A 19,955-nucleotide genomic window follows, 5' to 3' on the forward strand; every position below is an offset into this window, starting at 1 on the left:
GCGGTCGAAGGGCCAAGCATGCACCCGACGACGGGGTCGGACAAGCAGTCGGTGCACACAATTCTTCATCCGTGATCATGACGTGACGAAATCTGATCGGTACAGTGACGGCATGCGAGCGGCCCGGCAGCGATCCATCGTCGGTCGCCTCCGCGCGCGCGGGGTCGCCTCGACCGAGGAGCTCGCCGAGCTGTGCGGGGTGTCCGTCGCCACGGTGCGGCGCGACCTCATCGAGCTCGAGCGGCTCGGCTCCCTGCGTCGGGTGCACGGCGGCGCCGTCCCGACGAACGTCGCCGACGCCGACGCGCTGCGCGGCTTCGCCGAGGTCGCGGCCACCGACGCCGCGGACAAGGCAGCGGTCGCCCGGCGGGCCGCCGCGATGGTCGCCGACGGCGACTCGGTCGTCCTCGACATCGGGACGACGACGATGCTGCTCGCCCGCGAGCTGCGCGGTCGGCACGTCACGGTCGTCACCGCGAGCCTCGCCGTCCTCGACGTCCTGCGCGACGACGACGCCGTCGAGCTCATCCTCCTCGGCGGCATCGTCCGCCGGACCTACCACTCGCTCGTCGGGTCGCTCACCGAGGACGCGGTGCGCCAGGTGCAGGGCTCGTACGTGTTCCTCGGCGCCAGCGGCGTCCGGGCCGACGGCACCGTGCTCGACACGACCGCGGTCGAGGTGCCGGTCAAGCGCGCCCTGCTGCAGGCCGGCGACACCTCGGTGCTCCTCGTCGACCGGCACAAGATGCCCGGCACCGGCTCGCTGCGCGTCTGCGAGGCCGGCGCCGTCGACCTCGTCCTGACCAACGAGGGGGCCGACCCCGCGACCCTGGCGGCCTGTCGGGCCGCCGGCACGGAGGTGGTGCTCGCATGAAGCTCGCGATGCTCGGCGGTGGGGGCTTCCGGACCCCGCTCGTCTACGGCGCCCTGCTGCGCGACCGGCACGAGCGACGGGTCGACGAGGTGTGGCTGCACGACGTCGACGAGGAGCGGCTGGCCGCCATCGGGCGGGTGCTCGCCGAGATGGCCGACGGCGACCCCGACGCGCCGCGCGTCCGCACGAGCACCGACCTCGACACCGCGCTCGAGGGCAGCGACTTCGTCTTCTCGGCCATCCGGGTCGGGGGCCTCGAGGGTCGCACGGCCGACGAGCGCGTCGCCCTCGACCTCGGGCTGCTCGGCCAGGAGACCACCGGCCCCGGCGGCCTCGCCTACGGGCTGCGGACCGTCCCTGTCGCGCTGCACGTCGCCGAGCGCGTCGCCGCGGTCGCCCCCGACGCGTGGGTCATCAACTTCACGAACCCGGCCGGGATGATCACCGAGGCGATGCAGTCGGTGCTGCACGACCGCGTGGTCGGCATCTGCGACAGCCCGATCGGGCTCGCACGGCGCGCCGCCGCGACGCTCGGCATCGACCCGGCCCGCACGACCGTCGACTACGTCGGGCTCAACCACCTCGGCTGGCTGCGCGGCCTGCACTTCGACGGACGCGACGTCCTGCCCGACCTCCTCGCCGACGACGCCGCGCTCGCCTCGATGGAGGAGGGGCAGCTCTTCGGGCTGGACTGGGTCCGCACGCTCGGGGTCGTGCCCAACGAGTACCTCTACTACTACTACTTCACCCGCGACGCGGTCCGCTCGATCACGGCGGCGCCGCAGACCCGCGGCGAGTACCTGCTGGACCAGCAGCAGGGCTTCTACGCGTCGCTGCGCTCCGGAGGGCCCAGCGGCCCGGGCGGGTCCGGTGCGCTCGCCGAGTGGGACCGCGTGCGGATGGAGCGCAACGCCACCTACATGCAGGAGGCGCGCGGCGAGGACGAGGAGCGCGACGAGGCCGACGTCCAGGGCGGCGGCTACGAGGGGGTCGCGCTCGCCATCATGGCGGCGATCTCCCGCGGCGAGCCGGCCGAGCTCATCCTCAACGTGCGCAGCCGGGGCACGGTCCCGGGCCTGCCGGACGACGCGGTCGTCGAGGTCCCCTGCACCGTCGACGCCTCCGGCCCCCGGCCGCACCCGCTGCCGCCGCTCACCGGGCACCCGCTCGGGCTCGTCGAGCAGGTCAAGGCCGTCGAGCGGCTCGTCATCGCGGCGGCCCGCACCGGCTCCGAGCGCGACGCGGTGCAGGCCTTCGCCCTGCACCCCCTCGTCGACTCCGTCACCGTCGCCCGCGAGCTGCTCGCCGGCTACCGGGCGCGCATCCCGGCGGTCGACGCCGTCTTCGCGCGCGGTCGCTGAGGCCGGGTCCGGGCCACCCGCCTCGTAGCATCGGCCGGGTGGGAGACCGACGATGAGCCCGCGCCGCCGGGCGTTCCTCGCGGGGGCGCTCGCCGTCGTCGTCCTCGGCGTGCTCGCGCTCGTGCTCGTCCCCCGGCTGACGTCGGACCCCGCCGACACCACCGCCGGCCCGGTGCTGCTCGTCCCCGGGTACGGCGGCAGCACCGCGTCGCTCGCCCCGCTCGTCACCGCCCTGCGCACCGCGGGTCGCGACCCGCGCGTCGTCGAGGTCGGGGACGGCACCGGTGACCTCGCGGCCCAGGCGGCCGCGGTCGGTCGGGCCGCCGACGCCGCGCTCGCCGAGGGCGCCGCGTCCGTCGACGTCGTCGGCTACTCGGCCGGGGGCGTCGTCGCGCGCGTGTGGGTGGCCGGCGAGGGCGCCGGGGTGGCCCGACGCGTCGTCACGCTCGGGTCGCCGCACCACGGCACGACCGTCGCCGACCTCGGCGCCCTGCTCGGCGGGGCCTGCCCCACGGCCTGCCGCCAGCTCGCCGAGGGCAGCGACCTGCTCGCCGGCCTGCCCGAGACCCCCGGCAGCGCCCGCTGGACGAGCATCTGGACCCGCGACGACGAGACCGTCACCCCGCCGGACTCGGCCGTCCTCGCGGGCGCGGAGGGCGTCGAGCTGCAGGCGGTCTGCGCGGACGCGCGGGTGACCCACGGCGGGCTGCCCGGCGACCCGCTCGCGGTGGGCGTCGTCCTGCGCTCGCTCGGCCGCACCGCCCCGGACGCCCCGCCCACGAGCGCGGACTGCGCGGCCCTGCGGGCGGCCGGCGCCGGGGCGCTCGGCGGCTGACGCGGCTCAGCTCGTGACGTCGCGGGTCGTGAAGTTGGCCCACGCCGCGCCGAGGAAGACGAGCACGTACCCGGCCTGCACGAGCGCGCCGGCCTGGAGGTCGTGCCACGGGATGGGGTCGCGGAACAGGTCGACCCACGCCAGCCAGTACCGGGTCGGCAGGTAGTCGCGGACCGAGCCCGCGGCGTCGAGCGTCACGAGGACGGTGCTGCTCACGAGGGCGGCCAGCCCGCCGAGGGCCGCGCCGAGCGAGGAGTCGGTGAGCGTCGAGAGGAAGAGCGAGATGGCCGCGAGCCCGACCATCGACCAGCCGATCGAGAGCACCATGACGCCGGTGCGCCACGCGAGGTCGGTCGGGGTGAGGGCGGTGCCGGAGAGCGTGGTCGTCGTCAGCTGCCCCGAGTTGCCCAGCAGCGAGATCCCCGTGACGTACCCGACGACCGCCACGGCGACGACGGCCAGCAGCGTGTACGCGACGACCGACACGAGCTTGGCCGCGAGGAGCCGGGTGCGGCCCACCGGCCGGACGAGGAGGTAGCGCAGCGTCCCGGTCGACGCCTCGCCCGCGACCGCCTCGCCCGCCTGCACCGCGACTGCGATCGGCAGGAAGAACGGCAGGACGATGCCGAGCGCCGCCGCCGGGTAGAGCGCGCCGTTGCCGAGGACGGCGGCGAGCAGGGTCGGCCCCTGGCCCGGCCGGGGCGCGATCCCGGTGACCGCCAGGAAGACCGCGACGACGACGGGCAAAAGGCAGAGCAGCCCGATGCTCACCCAGGTGCGAGGACGCGAGACCAGCTTGCGCAGCTCGACCCGGATCACGAGGTCAGCTCCAGCACCGACTCCTCGAGGGTCCGTCGCTCGGGGGCGGCCTCGAGGACGGCGACGTCGGCCCGCACGAGCCGCGACGTCGCCTCGGCGACGCTCGACCCCTCGAGGACCAGACGGCCGGCGGGCTCCCCGGTGCGTCGCCGGTCCGGTGGGGGCACCCCGAGCGCCCGCGCCGCGGCCTCCACGTCGTCGACGTCGACGACCGTGCGGCCGGTCGGACCCCGCAGGGCGTCGAGGTCGTCCTGGGCGACGAGCCGGCCGCGGTGCAGCACCCCGACCCTCGTGCAGAACAGCTCGACCTCGGCGAGCAGGTGGCTGGAGAGGAAGACCGTCGTGCCGCCCTCGTTGAGGCGCAGCAGGAGGTCGCGCACCTCGGCGATGCCGCGCGGGTCGAGGCCGTTCGTCGGCTCGTCGAGGACGAGCAGCCGCGGCCCCCGCAGGAGGGCGGCGGCCAGCCCGAGGCGCTGGCGCATCCCGAGGGAGTAGGCGCGGACCGGCTTGCGGCCGACGTCGGCGAGGCCGACCTCCTCGAGGACGGACTCGATGCGCCGCCGCCGGCTGCGTCGGGAGCCGACCTCGGCGGCGAGGGGGTCGCCGACGTCACGGGGGCCGGCGGCGTCGAGGAGGCGCAGGTTGGCCCGGGCCGACAGGTGCGGGTAGGCCGCCGGGCCCTCGACGAGGGCGCCGACCTGCGCGAGGGCGGCGGCGGCCTGCCGGGGCACCGGGTGGCCGAGGACCTCGGCCTCGCCGCTCGTCGCGTGGACGAGGCCGAGGAGCATCCGCACGGTCGTCGTCTTGCCCGAGCCGTTGGGCCCGAGGAAGCCGTACCGGTCGCCCGGCCGCACGAGCAGGTCGAGGCCGTCGACGGCCGTGACCCGCCCGAAGCGCTTCGTGAGGCCCCGCGTGGCGACGGCGGGGGTGTCGGGGCTGGGGTCGGTCACTGGTCCTCCCGGAACGGGGGTGGTGAGGCGAGCAGGGCGGTGGCGACCTCGTCGAGCAGCGCGGGCTCGACGAGCCCGGCCACGACGTAGGCGTGGAAGCGGTCCTCGCCGCGGACGAGCTCGACGTTGAGCAGGCTCGAGCCGATGCGGACGACGGAGCCGCCGGGCAGCTCCTCCTCGACCGAGCCGGCGCGCGTCGCGTTGCCGACGACCTCGCGCGCCACGCGGCCGGGCAGCGGCAGCACGAGGACGCGGGTCAGTCCCGTGCCGTAGGTGCTCGCGCCGTCGAGGACCTGCGTCGACGCCGGGAGGCCGGCGAGCTCGTCCGGCAGGTCCCACGGGGAGCGCTGCGCGACCCGGGCGACGAGGTCCGGGGCGGAGTCCAGGGAGCGTCGCGCGGTCGGCGGCGACGGCGGGTCGAGGACGTCGGCGGGGGGCCGTCCGGTGCGCACCCCGCTCACCTCGCTGACGAGGGCGTCGGCCCCGCCGCGCGCGGTGACGACGACGCGCAGCGGCAGGCCGGTCTCGCGGTCGACCCAGACGTCGGCGCGGGCGAGGGTGCTGCGGGCCGAGGCGGGGACGACGCGCAGGCCGTCCGTGGTGCGTCCGTCGATGCGCTGTGGGGGCAGGGCGGACAGGCGGTCGTCGGGTCCGACGGCGGACAGCAGGCGGCGGCCCGCGTTCGGTGCGACGAGGTCGTCGGCCCGGGGCAGGCGGACCGACGGGTCGCCGGTGACGGTGGCGAGCCGCCGGCTGCCGTAGTCCCACGTCGTCGTCGAGGTGGCGAGGCCGTAGGTGTCGCGCTCACCGGCCGCGTCGACGGTGTCGACCCGCCAGCGCCGCGGGCCGTCCCACCAGATGCGGGTGCGGGTCGTCCCGCCGAGGAGCGTCGCGAGGTCGCCGAAGCCGCCGACGTCCGGCAGGGCCAGCCCGCCGCGGCTCTCGCCGACGGCGGTGTAGGCGACGGAGGCCGACGCCAGGGCCCGCTGCCGCACCTCCGCCGGGGTCGTCGTCGCCGCCCCGACCGCCACGGTCGACCGGAGGACGGGCACCGCGGCGAGCATCCCGACGAGCACGCCGGTCGCGGCGACGACGGCCGCCCACCGCCGCCGCGCGTCACGGCTGACGACGGTGCCCATACGGCATCCTCACCCGGGAACCGGCCGGGGACAACGTGTCCGATCGTCCGTCCACCGGCGCCGTCCAACCGTGCCCGCCGCGGCGCCGCTTCTCGCACCGCCTTCTCCGCGCGACCTGCGCAGGTCCGGGTGCGACCGCACGCGGATCCGCGCGGGTCGCCAGGAGGAGAGGCTGGACCCGTGCACGCGCCGCGGCGGCCGGCCGGGTCGGTCAGGTGCGCTGCTGCACCGTGATCGGGTGGTCGGGGTGGCGGCGCAGCCACTCCGCCGCGAACGGGCAGTCCGGCCGGACCGTCCGGCCGTGGGCGGCGAGGTCGTCGACCGCGGCCCGGACGAGCGCGCTCCCGACGCCGTGGCCCTCGAACTCCGGCCCGACCTCGGTGTGCACGAGCACGACCGCCGAGCCGTCGAGGCTGTCGCGGTAGGCCAGCTGTCCCGCGGCGTGCCCGTCGACCCGGGCCATCCAGGCCTTGTCGTCCTTGATCACCTCGACGTCGGACACGTCGCACCACCTCCTGCGCCCATGCTGGCACCTCCGGGCCGGATGATGCGCCGGTGCGGGGCCACTGTCCGAACGGCCCGTTGCCCGCGGCGCGTCGTCGGGGTGTACTGCGAGGGTGTCGAGCAGGACGGCCCGGCGCGGCGCCGGTGGCCCCGACGGGGTCCGGTCGGTCGTCGCGGAGTCCTGGCTGCGCTCGTCCGCCGCGGGCGTGGACCCCGAGGGGCACCTGCCCCCGGTCGTCCTCGACGGCGGTGACCTCGCCGACTACCGCACCGCGCACGCCCTCTCGCACGTCTTCCCGCTGCTCTACGACGTCCTCGGGCGCGCGGCGGTCGACTGCGACGCACTGATGGCGGTCGGTGACGCGAGCGGCCACCTGCTCTGGGTCGCCGGGGCCCGGCACGTGCTGCGGCGCGCGGAGGACATCAACTTCGTCGAGGGCTCGGCGTGGAACGAGCACTCCGCCGGCACCAACGCCCCGGGGATGGCCCTGCACCTCGACGGTCCCGCCGTCGTGCGCGCCGGGGAGCACTTCAACCGGCTCGTCCACCCCTGGTCGTGCGCGGCGGCGCCCATCCACGACCCGACGACGAGCGCGGTGCTCGGCGTCGTCGACATCACGGGCGGACCCGACGTCGCCTCCCCGCAGAGCCTCGCGATGATCCGGGCCGCGGCGCGGATGGCGGAGTCCGAGCTCGGCCGGCTCGCGCTGACCGGGACGGTGCTCGGGGGCGGGGAGCATCCCGGCGCCGGGCTCGGGCCGGGGGTCGTGCGGGTGCGCGGCCTGGGTCTGCCGGAGGCGGTCGTCGAGGTCGACGGGCGCACGCACCGGCTCAGCCGCCGGCACAGCGAGATCGTCGTCGCGCTGACCGAGAACCCGCGCGGCCTGTCGGCCGAGCAGCTCGAGACCGAGGTGTACCCGGGGCGGGTGACCTCGTCGACGTTGCGCGCCGAGATGACCCGGCTGCGGACGCTGCTCGGGCCGGAGGTGATGCTCTCGCGGCCCTACCGCGTGCAGGCCGAGACCGAGACGGACTGGTCCGGCGTGCTCGCGCACCTCGCCGCCGGACGGGTGCGCGACGCGCTGCGGGCGTACAAGGGGCCGCTGCTGCCGGGGTCGGAGGCGCCGGCGGTCGTCGAGCTGCGCGAGGTGCTCGAGGCGCGGGTGCGCGCCGCCGTGCTCGCCTCCGGCGAGGCCGACCTCATGGTCGGGTGGACCCGCTCGCGCTGGGGCGCCGGTGACCTCGAGATGTGGGAGCGCCAGCTCGACGCGCTGCCGGCGGCCTCCCCGCTGCGCCCCGTGGCCGAGGCCGAGGTCGCGCGCCTCCTGCGCGACGACGCCTGACCCGCCACCCCCCGTCCCCACCCGCCCCACCCGCCTCCCGTTTTCGGGGTCACCCCGAAATGTCCCCGAGACACGGCCTCGGAGCCGGGGTCTCGCGGACGAACCGGGGTGCAGCACGGTGACGGGGCGACCTCGCCGTGCCGGGGTGGTCCCGACGTGCCGAGGTGCTGTGGCAGGGCGGCGGGGCGAGGTCGGGGCGGCAGGGTGATGTGGGGGCGGCGGGGCGCGGTGGAGGCGGCGGGGCGAGGTCGAGGTGGGCCCGCGGTGCCGGGGTGGTCCCGTGGTGCCGGGGCCGCGCTGCAGCGTGGTTGCAACGTCGCCGCGCCTACGGTCCGTCCATCCCGCACCGGGCACCCCACGATCGAAGGAGATCGAGTCAATGACGACGTACACCCCGCCGGGCCGCGACGGCAGCAGCATCGAGGTCAAGGGCCGCTACGAGAACTACATCGGGGGCCAGTGGGTGCCGCCGGTCAGGGGCAACTACTTCGAGAACATCACCCCCGTGACGGGGCAGGCGTTCACCGAGATCGCCCGCGGCACCGCCGAGGACATCGAGCTCGCCCTCGACGCCGCGCACGGTGCCTCCGCCGCCTGGGGCCGCACGAGCGCGACCGAGCGCTCCAACACCCTCCTGAAGATCGCCGACCGGATGGAGGCCCACCTCGAGGACCTCGCCGTCGCCGAGACCTGGGACAACGGCAAGCCGGTCCGCGAGACCCTCGCCGCCGACATCCCGCTCGCGATCGACCACTTCCGCTACTTCGCGGGCGCCGTTCGTGCACAGGAGGGTTCGATCGGCGAGATCGACGAGTACACCGTGGCGTACCACATCCACGAGCCGCTCGGCGTCGTCGCGCAGATCATCCCCTGGAACTTCCCGATCCTCATGGCGGTCTGGAAGCTCGCCCCCGCGCTCGCGGCCGGCAACTGCGTCGTCCTCAAGCCGGCGGAGCAGACCCCGTGGTCGATCCTCAAGCTCGTCGAGCTCGTCGGCGACCTGCTGCCCGACGGCGTCCTCAACGTCGTCAACGGCTTCGGCGTCGAGGCCGGCAAGCCGCTCGCGTCGAGCCCGCGCATCGCCAAGGTCGCCTTCACCGGCGAGACGACGACCGGCCGCCTGATCATGCAGTACGCGAGCCAGAACCTCATCCCGGTCACGCTCGAGCTCGGCGGCAAGAGCCCGAACATCTTCTTCGAGAACGTCTCCGCGCAGCGGGACTCGTTCTACGACAAGGCCCTCGAGGGCTTCGCGCTCTTCGCGCTCAACCAGGGCGAGGTCTGCACCTGCCCGAGCCGCGCGCTCATCCAGTCCTCGATCTACGACGAGTTCCTCCAGGACGCCGTCGACCGCGTCGGGAAGATCGTCCAGGGCAACCCGCTCGACACCGACACGATGATCGGCGCGCAGGCGAGCAACGACCAGCTCGAGAAGATCCTGTCCTACATCGACATCGGCAAGCAGGAGGGCGCGAAGGTCCTCATCGGTGGCGCGCGGGCCGACCTCGGCGGCGAGCTGTCCGGCGGCTACTACGTCCAGCCGACCGTCTTCGAGGGCGAGAACTCGATGCGCATCTTCCAGGAGGAGATCTTCGGGCCGGTCGTGTCCGTCACCCGCTTCGAGGACGAGGCCGACGCGCTGAAGATCGCCAACGACACCCTCTACGGCCTCGGCGCCGGCGTGTGGAGCCGTGACGGCTCGCAGGCCTACCGGGCCGGCCGTGAGATCCAGGCCGGCCGCGTGTGGACGAACAACTACCACGCGTACCCCGCGCACGCGGCGTTCGGCGGCTACAAGCAGTCGGGCATCGGGCGCGAGACCCACAAGATGATGCTCGAGCACTACCAGCAGACGAAGAACCTCCTCGTCAGCTACAGCCCCGACGCGCTCGGCTTCTTCTGAGCCGATGAGCGTCCCGGCCACCGCGAGCCGGGTCGACGTCACGGGTGGGGCGGCGGAGCTCCTCCGCCGCCTCACCGCGACGTACGGCCCGCTGATGTTCCACCAGTCCGGCGGGTGCTGCGACGGGTCGGCCCCGATGTGCTACCCCGACGGCGACCTCATCATCGGCGACGCCGACGTCCACCTCGGGACGCTCGACGTCGGTCTGGACCGGGCTGTCCCCGTGTGGATCTCGCGGGCGCAGTTCGAGTACTGGCGCTACACGCACCTGACGATCGACGTCGTGCCCGGCCGCGGCGCCGGCTTCTCGCTCGAGGCGCCCGAGGGCGTCCGCTTCGTCATCCGCTCCCGGATGCTCACCGTCGACGAGCTGCACGACCTCGACGACGACTGACCGGCAGGGCCGCGGGACCGTCCGGCCGGGCGGTCCCGTGGCCGGTCCGGGCGTGCTTGGCTGGGGGGATGGACCGCGCCACCCTCCGCCAGATGCAGGCCCCGCTCCGCGAGCGCTACGCCGCCGACCCGTCCTCCGCGCACACACCGCTGCACGCCACCGCCGACTTCCGGGACGAGGGCGTCACCTGCACCGTCGACGGGTTCGCGGGACCGGTGCGGGCCGGGCTGCACCGCGCGACCGGCGGCGACGGCTCCGACGCGTGCAGCGGCGACATGCTCCTCGAGGCGCTGCTCGCCTGTGCCGGGGTGACGCTGCGCAGCGTCGCGACGGCCATGGACCTGGCGCTCGGCGAGGTGCACGGGGTCGCCGAGAGCTCGTTCGACGCCCGTGGCACCCTCGGCCTCGACCGCGCCGTGCCCGTCGGCATCGGACCCGTCACCCTCACGTTCACCGTCGCGACGGACGCCGACGACGCCGCGCTCGAGCGGCTGGCGACCTCGACGGAGCGGTACTGCGTCGTCGGGGCGAGCCTCCGTGAGGCCCCCACGGTCGTCGTCCGCCGGGCATAGCCTGTCCCCAGCACGGCGACCCGGCCGCACGAGGAGGACAGCAGGATGAGCGCACCCCCCGGATGGCACCCGCAGCCCGACGGCCGCGACCGCTGGTGGGACGGCCAGCAGTGGACCGACCACTTCCGGGACCCGGTGGCCCCCGCCGCTCCGGCGCCCTACGGCACCCCGGGCGCGCCCCAGGGCCAGTGGCCGCCACCGAAGCGCGGGATGAGCGGCGGCGCCAAGGGCTGCCTCGTCGCCGCGGTCGTCGTGGTCCTGCTCGTCGTCGTGGCGCTCGTCGTCGGCGGGATCTTCCTCGCGCGCACCGCGAACCGCGTCGTCGAGGACGTCCGGACGTCGTTCCCGACCTCGAGCGCGTTCCCCTCGGGGCTCCCCAGCGACCTTCCCGGAGGCGGCGAGCCGGTCGAGGTCTCGGTCGGTGAGGGGTTCGAGCTGGGATCCGCGAGCGTCGAGCCCGGCTGGACCCTCGGGAGCCTGGCCGGCGTCGGCGCGACGGTCGACGGGATGACCGTCACCTTCGGCGGCGGCAACGCGCTCCCGGTGGTGTTCTCGATGGACTTCGACAACGGAGCGTCGACGACGTGCACGGCGAGCCCGGCGGAGGGCGCCGACTCCGGTGACGTCTCGTGCCTCCCGATGGTCGACAACGCCCCGGACGACGGCGCCCGGGTCACGGTCACCCCACGGTTCTGACGCTGCGGGTCACGGCCGCCGGGTCACGGCCGCCGGCTCACGACCCGGTGGCGTTGACGACGTCCTGGACGAGCTCGTCGGTGCGCAGGTCGGCGGGGTCGACCTCCGGCGAGAACCCCATCCGGACCACGACGAGCCGCTGCGACGGCACGACGTAGACGCGCTGGCCGTCGTGCCCGCTCATCCAGTAGGCGTCCGCCGGCAGGAGCGGCGTGACGAGGGAGCCGTCGGCCTGCCGGTTGACCCACCAGCCGGCCGCGTAGCCCTTCTCCTCGCTGCGGTCGACCGGCTCGGCCGTCGTCGAGCGCTGCATCCAGCCCTCCGGCAGCAGGCGCTTCTCCTCCCAGACCCCGTCCTGGAGCGCGAGCTGCCCGAGCACTGCCCAGTCCCGAGGCGTCGCCCACAGGTACGAGCTGCAGACCGGCGTGCCCGCGGCGTCGGTCTCCCAGACCGCCGACGACAGGCCGAGCGGGGCGAACAGCTCGGTCCGGGGGAAGTCGCGGTCCGGGGTGTCGGCGAGCGAGGACAGCCACGAGCAGACGAGATTGGTCGAGCCGCTCGAGTACTGCTGGTAGGTGCCCGGCCGGTGCGCCAGCGGCTGGCTCGCGACGTACTCCGCCATGTCCGGCGCGTCGTAGAGCATCTCGGTGATGGGGGTGCCCAACGAGTAGGTCTCGTCCCACCGCAGCCCGCTCGTCATCCGCATGAGCTGGTCGACGGTGATGTCGGCGCGCCCGTCGGTCCACTCCGGGCGCAGGTGGTCCTCGCCGAGGTCGAGCCCCCGGTCCAGGACGTACCGGCCGACGAGCAGGTTGGTCGCGCTCTTGGCCATCGACCACCCGAGCTGCGGTGTGCCGGGGGTGAACCCGTCGGCGTACCGTTCGGCCACGAGCTTGCCGTCCTGGACGACGACGACGGCCCGCGTGCCGAGCCGTCGCTTGGCGGCGTTGGTCAGGTCGTCGCCGAAGGCCCGGGCCATGGCCCGGCTGAGCGCCTTGTCGGCGCGCGGCACCTCGGCCCCCTCGAACGGGTTGCCCTCCGGCTCGACCTTGGTCGCCCGGCGCTGGTCCTGCGGCTGCTCGGGCGCGACGGTGCAGCCGTACCCCGGCGTGTACCAGGCCTTCTGCTTGGCGAGGACCCAGGCGACGGCGGAGGTCGAGGAACCTCCGGCCTCGTCGACGTAGCCGGTCAGGTAGGGCACGAGCGGGTTCGGCGGCAGGTCGGCCCCGGGGTCCTTGCGCCCGGCCACGAGCTCGACGGCACACGCGTTGTGCGCGGCGTAGCCGGTGCCGGTGCGCAGCAGCGGTCGGTACTGGCGGTACCCGAGCACGGCGCCGACGACGACGAGCACGAGCAGGACGGCGAGGATCCGGCGCAGGACACGCATGGCGGGACGGTACCGCCCGGTGGCACGCGCTGCGGGGACGTCGGCCGAGCGGCCGGGACCCGCAGGTCAGGCGGCGGGCAGGGCCTCGAGGCGCAGCCGCAGGCGGTCGAGCAGCTGGGTGAGCAGGCGCGAGACCTGCATCTGGCTCACACCGATCGACTCGCCGATCTCGCGCTGGGTGCGCTCCTCGACGAAGCGCATGCGGATGATGACCTGCTCGCGCGGCGTGCAGCGACGGACCTCCTCGCGCAGCGTCGCGGACAGCGCGAGGTCGTCGGCCCAGTCGGCCGACCCGGTCAGCAGGTCGCCGACCCGGCCACCGCCGGGCAGCGGCGCGTCGAGGGAGTCCGGGGTGAACGCCGACCCGGTGGCCCGGGCGTCGCGGACGTCGACCTCGCTGCGGCCGATGGCCTCGGCCACCTCGCCGGCGGTCGACTCGCGGCCGAGGCGGTGCCGCAGGGCCTCCTCGGCGGCGACGAGCTCGGAGCGCAGCTCCTGGAGGGCGCGCGGCGGGCGCACCGCCCAGCCGGCGTCCCGGAAGTGCCGCTTGAGCTCCCCGCGGACCGACGGCACGGCGTAGGCGACGAAGCCCCGCCCGGCCCCGGGCCGGTAGCGCCGCACGGCGGCGACGAGCGCGGCCCGCGCGACCTGGACGAGGTCGTCGGTCTCGATGCCGCGCCCGGCGTACCGCAGGGCGAGCGAGTCGGCCAGCGGCAGGGTCTCGGTGACCACCGCGGTGAGGACCCGGTCGTGCTCGGGGCCTGCGGGTGACCCGTGGAGCTCGACGAGGAGCGACTCGAGCCGCTCGTCGTGCTCGCGACGCTGCAGTTCGCGGCCGGAGACGTGGTGGTCCCGGGTGGGGACCTGCTCGACGGCGACGATCTGGGACATGGCACTACCTCCGGTCCACGACGAAGACCGGTGGCACCTTGCTCGACCACCGCAGACCCCGATCGGGGTCTGGTCCCGACGCTAGACGGACCTTCGACGTCCGAGGGCGGGAGGGTCACGGAAGTTCGACAAACTTTCGGCAGTACCGAGCGGCCGACGATGCGGCTCGCCTCGAACTCCCCTGCCGGACAACGACTTCGCCCCCTCCCGCGCGAATCGGCGGAAGGGGGCGAAGGTTCGACAGGTCGTGTCCGCTCAGTCGTCGGAGACGTGGATGACGAGCTTGCCGCGGACGTGGCCCTCCTGGCTGCGGGCGAAGGCGTCACGCACCTCGTCGAGGCCGTAGCGGCCGGCCACGTCGACGGTCAGGCCGCCACGGGCCGCGAGGTCGGCGAGCCACTGCAGCTCCTCGCCGTCGGGCCGCACCCACACCCACGACCCGCCGTGCTCGATGACCGACGGGTCGGCGACCGAGGCGTGCCGGCCGCCCTCGCGCAGCACGCCGAGCGTGTCGTCGAGGACCCCGCCGACGAAGTCGGCGACGGCGTCCACACCGTCGGGAGCCAGGGCACGCACGCGCTCGACGAGGCCGTCGCCGTACGTCACGGGCTCGACGCCGAGCTCGCGCAGCCGGTCGTGGTTGGACTCGGAGGCGGTCCCGATGACGCGCGCGCCGAGCTCGCGGGCGACCTGCACCGCGAGGAGCCCGACCCCGCCGGCGGCGGCGTGCACGAGCACGGTGTCGCCCCGGCCGACCTCCAGGCGCTTGAGCGTGCGGTAGGCGGTCTGGCCGGCCAGGGGGAGGGCGCCCGCGCTGTCCCAGTCCAGACCGGCCGGCTTCTTCGCTGCCGCGCGCACCGGGACGGTGACCAGCTCGGCGAAGGTGCCGCCGTGGACCCAGTCCTTGCGCGCATAGGCCAGCACCTCGTCACCGACGGCGAGCTCCGGGGTGTCCGGTCCGACGGCGCGGACGACGCCGGCGACGTCCCAGCCGGGGACGACGGGGAAGGTGGCCTCCATCATCCCGTCGAGGCCGCCGGACATCAGCTTCCAGTCGACGGGGTTCACCGAGGCGCTGCGCACCTCGACGAGGGCCTCGCCGGGGCCGACCTTGGGGTCGGGGAGGTCGTCGCGGACCTCGAGGACGTCGAGGTCGCCGTAGTGGTCGTAGGTCACTGCTCGCATGGGAGAGTCAGCGCCACGGACCCCGGGCGGCATTCCCGCGCGTCCCCGCACCCTCGACGCGTCACGCCGCGCGGAAGCTCGTCGATCGGTGTTTGTGCCGGTCACGGGCGGGGTACGGTCGGGTGGCCCCGCCACCGCGGGGAGCACGAACGGACGAGGAGGTCCGGGGGATGACGACCGTTCACGTCGCCGAGGGGGCGACCGGCGCGGGGGACGACCCGCTGCTGGCGTCGCACCTCGCCGAGCTGCGCACCGCGCTCGCCGACCACCCGTTCCCCACCCACCAGGACGACCTCATCGCGTCCTGCCTCGCGCTCGGCACGCCCGCGCGGGTCTGCTGCCGGCTCTCCCTCCTGGATCGAACGCACGAGTACGCCTCGCTCGACGAGGTGCAGGCCGCCATCGTCGCGGCCTGCCCGCCGCCCGGCGCCTGACCCCGGCCCCACACCCGGCGACACCGCAGTCATGGTCGCGATCACGACCACTCCTGCGGTGTAGCCCGCGTCCGGCGTCCGGCGGCGGGGGGTGCCGACGGGTCCGGGACGCGACCGCGACCCACTAGCGTGGCCTCCCACGGGACCCCGGACGGCCGGGGCCACGACCGAGAGGAACCACCCCGATGGCCGGTGGGCTCGTCGCACTGCTCGACGACATCGCCGCGATCGCGAAGCTCGCGGCCGCGTCCGTCGACGACGTGGGGGCCGCGGCCGGGCGGGCCAGCGCGAAGGCCGCCGGCGTCGTCGTCGACGACACCGCCGTCACGCCCCGCTACGTCACCGGGGTCTCGCCGGAGCGCGAGCTGCCGATCATCAAGAAGATCGCCATCGGCTCGATCCGCAACAAGCTGCTCATCATCCTGCCGGTGGCCCTGCTGCTCAGCCAGTTCCTCCCGTGGCTGCTCACGCCGATCCTCATGCTCGGCGGCACCTACCTCGCGTACGAGGGCGCCGAGAAGATCTGGGAGAAGCTCGCCCACCACGAGGCGCACGCGGAGCCGGTCACCGAGGTCGGGCCCGAGCAGGAGCAGCAGATGGTCTCCGGCGCCATCCGCACCGACCTCATCCTCTCCGCCGAGATCATGGTCATCGCGCTCGACGACGTCGCGTCCGAGCCGTTCCTCACCCGGGCCGCCGTGCTCGTCGTCGTCGCGGTCCTCATCACCGCGCTCGTCTACGGCGTCGTCGGGCTCATCGTCAAGATGGACGACATCGGGCTGCACCTGGCCGGCCGGGAGTCCAGCGGCGCCCGCCGGGTCGGGGAGGGCCTGGTCCGGGCCATGCCCAAGGTCCTCTCGTTCCTCTCGACCCTCGGCATCGTCGCGATGCTCTGGGTCGGCGGTCACATCCTCCTCGTCGGCGCCGACGAGCTCGGCTGGCACGGCCCGTACTCGCTGGTCCACCACGCCGAGGAGGCCGTCCACGACGCCACCGGTGCGCTCGGTGGCCTGCTCGGCTGGCTGACCAACACCCTCGGCTCGGCGGTCGCCGGCGCGGTCGTCGGCGCCGTGGTCGTCGCGGTCGTGCTCGCCGTGAAGCGGGCCCGCGGCGGCGACCAGCAGGACGCCGCGGTGTCGCACTGACACCGCGGCGTCCCCCGCGCGTCAGGCGCGGGTCGCGGTGAGCAGCAGGTACTCCCAGCGCATCCGGCCGTCGGCGTCCGTCCCCTCGCGGGCCACGCCGTCGATGGCGGCCTCGAGGGCAGCCCGCTGCTCGGGGTCGTCGGCGACCGAGCGGTGCACGGCCACCGTCGGCCCGTAGCGCTCGACGAAGAACGTCCGGAACTCCTCCGGGGTCGCGAAGCCCTCGACGACGAGCTCGCGGCGCTCGGCCCGCAGGTCGCGCACGCCGTCGCCGAGCAGGCCCTCGACGTGCTCCGGCCGCCCCCACAGCGGCGGCGGCTGCGCCCCGGGCGGCGGGGGCGGCGCCCACGGCCGGATGGCGGCCAGCAGCCGGCCGATGAACCCCTCGGGTGTCCAGGACAGCAGGGCGACGCGCCCTCCGGGCCGGCAGATGCGCAGCAGCTCGCCGGCCGAGGCCTCGTGCACCGGCGCGAACATCACGCCGACGCAGGAGAGCACGACGTCGAAGGTCGCGTCCGGGTAGGGCAGGTCCTCGGCGTCGGCGACGTCCCAGAGGACCTCGAGCCCGGCGTCCCGGGACCGTTCCCGCCCGACCTCGACGAGCTCGGGCGTGAGGTCGGACGCGGTGACGTCGGCGCCGGCGCGCGCGGCCGGCAGCGAGGCGTTGCCCGCGCCCGCGGCGACGTCGAGGACGCGCTCGCCCGCGGTGACCGCGGCGGCCTCGACGAGCACCTCGCCGAGGTGCGGGATGACCCGGTCGGCGACGCTCGGGTAGTCGCCGAGCGCCCAGAGGGCGGCATGGCGGGCCTTGACCTCGGGCGGGGCCGGCGGGGCGTGGTGGACGGTCATGGTGGTCTCCTCTCGTCGGGCGACCAGCGTCCCGCCGGGCCGTGCCGGCCATCCAGTGCCGGATGTGGACCGCCTCCGGTCCACGATCTGTACTGGCGCGCCGGGCCCGGCCAGCGGTTCACTGGACGCACCGGCGTCGGCGGCGACCACCCGTCCGCCGTCCGGGGGAGGTGTGCGATGGCCTCGACCTACGGCCAGTTCTGCCCGGTCGCCAAGGCGATGGAGGTGCTCGACGAGCGGTGGACGCTGCTCGTCGTGCGTGAGCTGCTCTGCGGCAGCACCCACTTCAACGACCTGCGGCGCGGGGTGCCGCGGATGTCGCCGACGCTGCTCTCGAAGCGGCTGCGGAGGCTCGAGCGCGCGGGGGTGGTGGAGCGCCGGGTCGTCGGCGGCCGGACGTCGTACCACCTGACGCGCAGCGGGGAGGAGCTGCGCGGGGTCGTCGAGGCGCTCGGGGCCTGGGGGGTGCGCTGGGTCGGTGACCTCGGCCAGGAGGACCTCGACCCGCACCTGCTCATGTGGGACCTCAAGCGGACGCTGCCCCTCGACCGCTGGCCGCGGGAGCGCACGGTCGTCGCCTTCACCTACACCGACGTCGAGCCGCGCGCCCGGCGCTGGTGGGTCGTCGTCGACGGGGCGTCGGTCGACGTGTGCGACGCCGACCCGGGGTTCGAGGTCGACGCGGCGCTCACGACGACGCTGCGCACGATGACCGAGATCTGGCGCGGTGACCGGGCGTGGGAGGAGGCGGTGCGGGGGCGGCTCGTCGCCATCGACGCGCCGGCCGACGTCGTCCGCGCCGTGCCGGGCTGGGTCGGCATCTCGACCCTCGGCGCCGTCCCGCGCCCGGCCTGACGCTGCGGTCGGGCCGGGCGGTGGGAGGCATCCGCCGGGGTGGGGCGGGGTGTCAGGACGAGGGGGCGGCGGCGCGCAGCTTCTCGAGGAGCTCGGGGGCGACCTCGTCGAGGAACGGCGTCTGGTGCTCGCCGCCGACCTGGACCAGCGCGATGTCGGTGAAGCCGGCCTCCCAGTAGGGCGCGACGGCCTCGACGATCTTGTCGAGGTCGGGGCCGCACGGGATGGACTCGGCGACGTCCTCCTCGCGGACGAACTGGGTGGCTCCGCTGAAGCCCATCGGGGTCGGCAGGTCGGCGTTGACCTTCCAGCCGCCGGCGAACCAGCGGAACTGCTCGTGGGCGCGGGTGACGGCCGTGGCCTCGTCGCGGTCCCAGCAGATCGGGATCTGGCCGATGGCGCGGGCGCCGGAGCCGATCGTCGAGCCGGCGAGCTCGTTCCACTGCTCGACGAGCTCGGCCTCGGGCTGGACGGCGATGAGGTGGTCGGCGAGCGGGCCGAACCGCTCGATGCCCGCACGGCCGCTCACCGCCACGCCGATCGGGACGCCCTGCTCGGGCAGGTCCCAGAGGCGCGCGGAGTCGACGTCGAAGTACTCGCCGCGGTAGGTCGTCAGCTCGCCGGTGAACAGCTCGCGGATGATCTCCATCGCCTCGGCGAGCATGTCCTGGCGCTGGGCGACCGGCGGCCAGCCCTGCCCGATGACGTGCTCGTTGAGGTTCTCGCCGGAACCGAGGCCGAGGGTGAAGCGGCCGTCGGCGAGGATCTGGAGGGTCGCGGCCTGCTGCGCGACGACGGTCGGGTGGTAGCGCATCGTCGGGCAGGTCACGTAGGTCGCGAGGTCGACCGTGCTCGTCGCGTGGGCGACGGCGCCGAGCATCGTCCAGGCGTGGGGGGCGTGGCCCTGCTCGGTGAGCCAGGGCGAGTAGTGGTCGCTGGAGACGAGCAGGTCGAAGCCGGCGGCCTCGGCGCGCACGGCGGCGTCGACGAGCTCCTTGGGGCCGCTCTGCTCGGTCATCAGGGTGAAGCCGAAACGGGTCACGCGTCCTGCTCCTCGGGTCGGGCGGGGGCCGGCGGGTCCGGCCGCTCGCCCGTCCTCGTACCCCGCGGCGCCCCGCGCCGAACCCCTCGCCCGCGTCCACCCCGCCTCCCTCCCGCGAACGCGTGTTGACCCGCCGGTGGACCCCGGCGGGTTCACACGCGTCCGCGCTGGCCGGGGGCGTGGATGGCGCCTACCGTCGGGGGATGGGGTACCCACCACGCCTGTACGACGGGGACGACGGCGAGGTCTCGGCCTGGACGCACCCGGCCGACCGCCCGCCGGACCTGACCTACCCGAACGGCAACGAGGTGCACTACCTCGCGTCGGGGGCCTCGACCGGCGGCCTCTTCGGCCTCTACCGGTGGACCTTCGCGGGGCCACCGAGCGGGCCGGGGCCGCACTTCCACCGGACGCTCAGCGAGTCCTTCCACGTCCTCGAGGGCCTCGTGCGGATCTTCGACGGGCGCGACTGGGTGCGCGCCGGCCCGGGCGACTTCGTCCACGTGCCGCCGGGCGGCGTCCACGGCTTCCGCAACGAGGACGGGCCCGCGCGGATGCTCCTGCACTTCGCGCCGGGGGCGCCGCGCGAGGGGTACTTCGAGGGCCTCGCCGCGGGCACCGGCGGCTGGAGCCGCGAGCACTACGACGCCTTCATGGCCGAGCACGACAACATCTGGGTCGACGGCTCCTGAGCCCGACCGCCGCCCCTCCATCCGCGAACGCGTGTGAAACCGCCGGGGACGTCCGGCGATTTCACACACGTTCGCGAGAGGGAGG

General features: G+C 75.0%; 21 protein-coding genes. 12 read left to right on the forward strand and 9 right to left on the reverse strand.

Annotation, left to right across the window (positions count from 1 at the left end; all coding sequences use genetic code 11):
* Nucleotides 1–112: 112 nt before the first annotated feature.
* Genes J3473_RS12375 through J3473_RS12385 form a run of 3 tightly spaced genes read left to right on the forward strand, consistent with a single transcriptional unit; the run spans nucleotide 113 to nucleotide 3,070 of the window.
* A complete protein-coding gene (locus tag J3473_RS12375; RefSeq protein ID WP_207023852.1) occupies nucleotides 113–874 on the forward strand; it encodes a DeoR/GlpR family DNA-binding transcription regulator in 762 nt (253 codons plus the stop codon).
* On the forward strand, nucleotides 871–2,235 hold the full coding sequence (locus tag J3473_RS12380) for a 6-phospho-beta-glucosidase (RefSeq protein WP_207023853.1): 1,365 nt from the start codon (nucleotides 871–873) through the stop codon (nucleotides 2,233–2,235). Before J3473_RS12375 ends, J3473_RS12380 begins: the two co-directional genes overlap by 4 nt.
* Before the next feature lie 52 nt (nucleotides 2,236–2,287).
* Nucleotides 2,288–3,070: a hypothetical protein gene (locus J3473_RS12385; protein ID WP_207023855.1), complete on the forward strand. Its 783-nt coding sequence runs from the start codon at nucleotides 2,288–2,290 to the stop codon at nucleotides 3,068–3,070.
* 6 nt (nucleotides 3,071–3,076) lie between these two features.
* Here the strand turns inward: J3473_RS12385 and J3473_RS12390 are convergent, their stop codons facing one another.
* The 4 genes from J3473_RS12390 to J3473_RS12405 form a co-directional block, all read right to left on the reverse strand.
* Nucleotides 3,077–3,889 carry an ABC transporter permease gene (locus tag J3473_RS12390; RefSeq protein WP_207023856.1) on the reverse strand — a complete coding sequence of 271 codons (813 nt, stop codon included), beginning with the start codon at nucleotides 3,887–3,889 and terminating at the stop codon, nucleotides 3,077–3,079.
* Nucleotides 3,886–4,839 carry an ABC transporter ATP-binding protein gene (locus J3473_RS12395; protein ID WP_207023858.1) on the reverse strand — a complete coding sequence of 318 codons (954 nt, stop codon included), beginning with the start codon at nucleotides 4,837–4,839 and terminating at the stop codon, nucleotides 3,886–3,888. The genes J3473_RS12390 and J3473_RS12395 overlap by 4 nt, the downstream gene beginning before the upstream one ends.
* Nucleotides 4,836–5,978, reverse strand: coding sequence for a hypothetical protein (locus tag J3473_RS12400; RefSeq protein WP_207023860.1), 1,143 nt, complete (start codon nucleotides 5,976–5,978; stop codon nucleotides 4,836–4,838). The genes J3473_RS12395 and J3473_RS12400 overlap by 4 nt, the downstream gene beginning before the upstream one ends.
* A 211-nt stretch (nucleotides 5,979–6,189) precedes the next feature.
* Nucleotides 6,190–6,480: a GNAT family N-acetyltransferase gene (locus tag J3473_RS12405; protein WP_242525843.1), complete on the reverse strand. Its 291-nt coding sequence runs from the start codon at nucleotides 6,478–6,480 to the stop codon at nucleotides 6,190–6,192.
* 115 nt (nucleotides 6,481–6,595) lie between these two features.
* Here J3473_RS12405 and J3473_RS12410 point away from each other — a divergent pair, with 115 nt between their 5' ends.
* The 5 genes from J3473_RS12410 (at nucleotide 6,596) to J3473_RS12430 (ending at nucleotide 11,390) form a co-directional block, all read left to right on the forward strand.
* Nucleotides 6,596–7,825, forward strand: a complete 1,230-nt coding sequence (locus J3473_RS12410; RefSeq protein ID WP_207023862.1) for a GAF domain-containing protein — start codon at nucleotides 6,596–6,598, stop codon at nucleotides 7,823–7,825.
* A 379-nt stretch (nucleotides 7,826–8,204) separates the two neighbouring features.
* Nucleotides 8,205–9,728: an aldehyde dehydrogenase family protein gene (locus tag J3473_RS12415; RefSeq protein ID WP_207023864.1), complete on the forward strand. Its 1,524-nt coding sequence runs from the start codon at nucleotides 8,205–8,207 to the stop codon at nucleotides 9,726–9,728.
* Between the two features lie 4 nt (nucleotides 9,729–9,732).
* Nucleotides 9,733–10,122, forward strand: a complete 390-nt coding sequence (locus J3473_RS12420) for a DUF779 domain-containing protein (protein WP_207023865.1) — start codon at nucleotides 9,733–9,735, stop codon at nucleotides 10,120–10,122.
* Between the two features lie 92 nt (nucleotides 10,123–10,214).
* Nucleotides 10,215–10,694 (forward strand): OsmC family protein, encoded by a 480-nt coding sequence (locus J3473_RS12425; protein WP_242525844.1) that lies wholly within the window; start codon nucleotides 10,215–10,217, stop codon nucleotides 10,692–10,694.
* Nucleotides 10,695–10,739: 45 nt separating this feature from the next.
* Nucleotides 10,740–11,390 carry a DUF2510 domain-containing protein gene (locus J3473_RS12430; protein ID WP_207023869.1) on the forward strand — a complete coding sequence of 217 codons (651 nt, stop codon included), beginning with the start codon at nucleotides 10,740–10,742 and terminating at the stop codon, nucleotides 11,388–11,390.
* A 37-nt stretch (nucleotides 11,391–11,427) separates the two neighbouring features.
* Here the strand turns inward: J3473_RS12430 and J3473_RS12435 are convergent, their stop codons facing one another.
* From J3473_RS12435 to J3473_RS12445, 3 genes are all read right to left on the reverse strand, one after another.
* Complete coding sequence (locus J3473_RS12435) at nucleotides 11,428–12,777, reverse strand: serine hydrolase (protein ID WP_207023872.1); 1,350 nt, start codon at nucleotides 12,775–12,777, stop codon at nucleotides 11,428–11,430.
* 66 nt (nucleotides 12,778–12,843) lie between these two features.
* On the reverse strand, nucleotides 12,844–13,668 hold the full coding sequence (locus J3473_RS12440) for a sigma-70 family RNA polymerase sigma factor (protein WP_207023873.1): 825 nt from the start codon (nucleotides 13,666–13,668) through the stop codon (nucleotides 12,844–12,846).
* Nucleotides 13,669–13,923: 255 nt separating this feature from the next.
* Complete coding sequence (locus J3473_RS12445) at nucleotides 13,924–14,853, reverse strand: NADP-dependent oxidoreductase (RefSeq protein WP_207023876.1); 930 nt, start codon at nucleotides 14,851–14,853, stop codon at nucleotides 13,924–13,926.
* A 170-nt stretch (nucleotides 14,854–15,023) separates the two neighbouring features.
* Here J3473_RS12445 and J3473_RS12450 point away from each other — a divergent pair, with 170 nt between their 5' ends.
* The gene (locus J3473_RS12450) at nucleotides 15,024–15,287 is read left to right on the forward strand and encodes a hypothetical protein (protein WP_030527146.1); all 264 of its coding nucleotides are present in this window, start codon (nucleotides 15,024–15,026) and stop codon (nucleotides 15,285–15,287) included.
* Nucleotides 15,288–15,472: 185 nt separating this feature from the next.
* Nucleotides 15,473–16,432, forward strand: a complete 960-nt coding sequence (locus J3473_RS12455; RefSeq protein WP_207023879.1) for a DUF808 domain-containing protein — start codon at nucleotides 15,473–15,475, stop codon at nucleotides 16,430–16,432.
* A gap of 21 nt (nucleotides 16,433–16,453) precedes the next feature.
* On the opposite strand, the gene J3473_RS12460 is transcribed toward J3473_RS12455, so the two are convergent.
* On the reverse strand, nucleotides 16,454–17,281 hold the full coding sequence (locus tag J3473_RS12460; protein ID WP_207023882.1) for a methyltransferase domain-containing protein: 828 nt from the start codon (nucleotides 17,279–17,281) through the stop codon (nucleotides 16,454–16,456).
* A gap of 177 nt (nucleotides 17,282–17,458) precedes the next feature.
* Here J3473_RS12460 and J3473_RS12465 point away from each other — a divergent pair, with 177 nt between their 5' ends.
* Nucleotides 17,459–18,136, forward strand: a complete 678-nt coding sequence (locus J3473_RS12465; RefSeq protein WP_030527143.1) for a helix-turn-helix domain-containing protein — start codon at nucleotides 17,459–17,461, stop codon at nucleotides 18,134–18,136.
* A 52-nt stretch (nucleotides 18,137–18,188) separates the two neighbouring features.
* Here the strand turns inward: J3473_RS12465 and J3473_RS12470 are convergent, their stop codons facing one another.
* Nucleotides 18,189–19,178, reverse strand: a complete 990-nt coding sequence (locus tag J3473_RS12470; RefSeq protein WP_207023884.1) for an LLM class F420-dependent oxidoreductase — start codon at nucleotides 19,176–19,178, stop codon at nucleotides 18,189–18,191.
* Between the two features lie 203 nt (nucleotides 19,179–19,381).
* On the opposite strand from J3473_RS12470, the gene J3473_RS12475 reads away from it, so the two are divergent.
* Complete coding sequence (locus J3473_RS12475; protein ID WP_207023887.1) at nucleotides 19,382–19,870, forward strand: cupin domain-containing protein; 489 nt, start codon at nucleotides 19,382–19,384, stop codon at nucleotides 19,868–19,870.
* Nucleotides 19,871–19,955: the final 85 nt, after the last annotated feature.

The organism is Phycicoccus sp. DTK01, assembly GCF_017312765.1.
In the GTDB taxonomy this organism is placed as follows: domain Bacteria; phylum Actinomycetota; class Actinomycetes; order Actinomycetales; family Dermatophilaceae; genus Phycicoccus; species Phycicoccus jejuensis.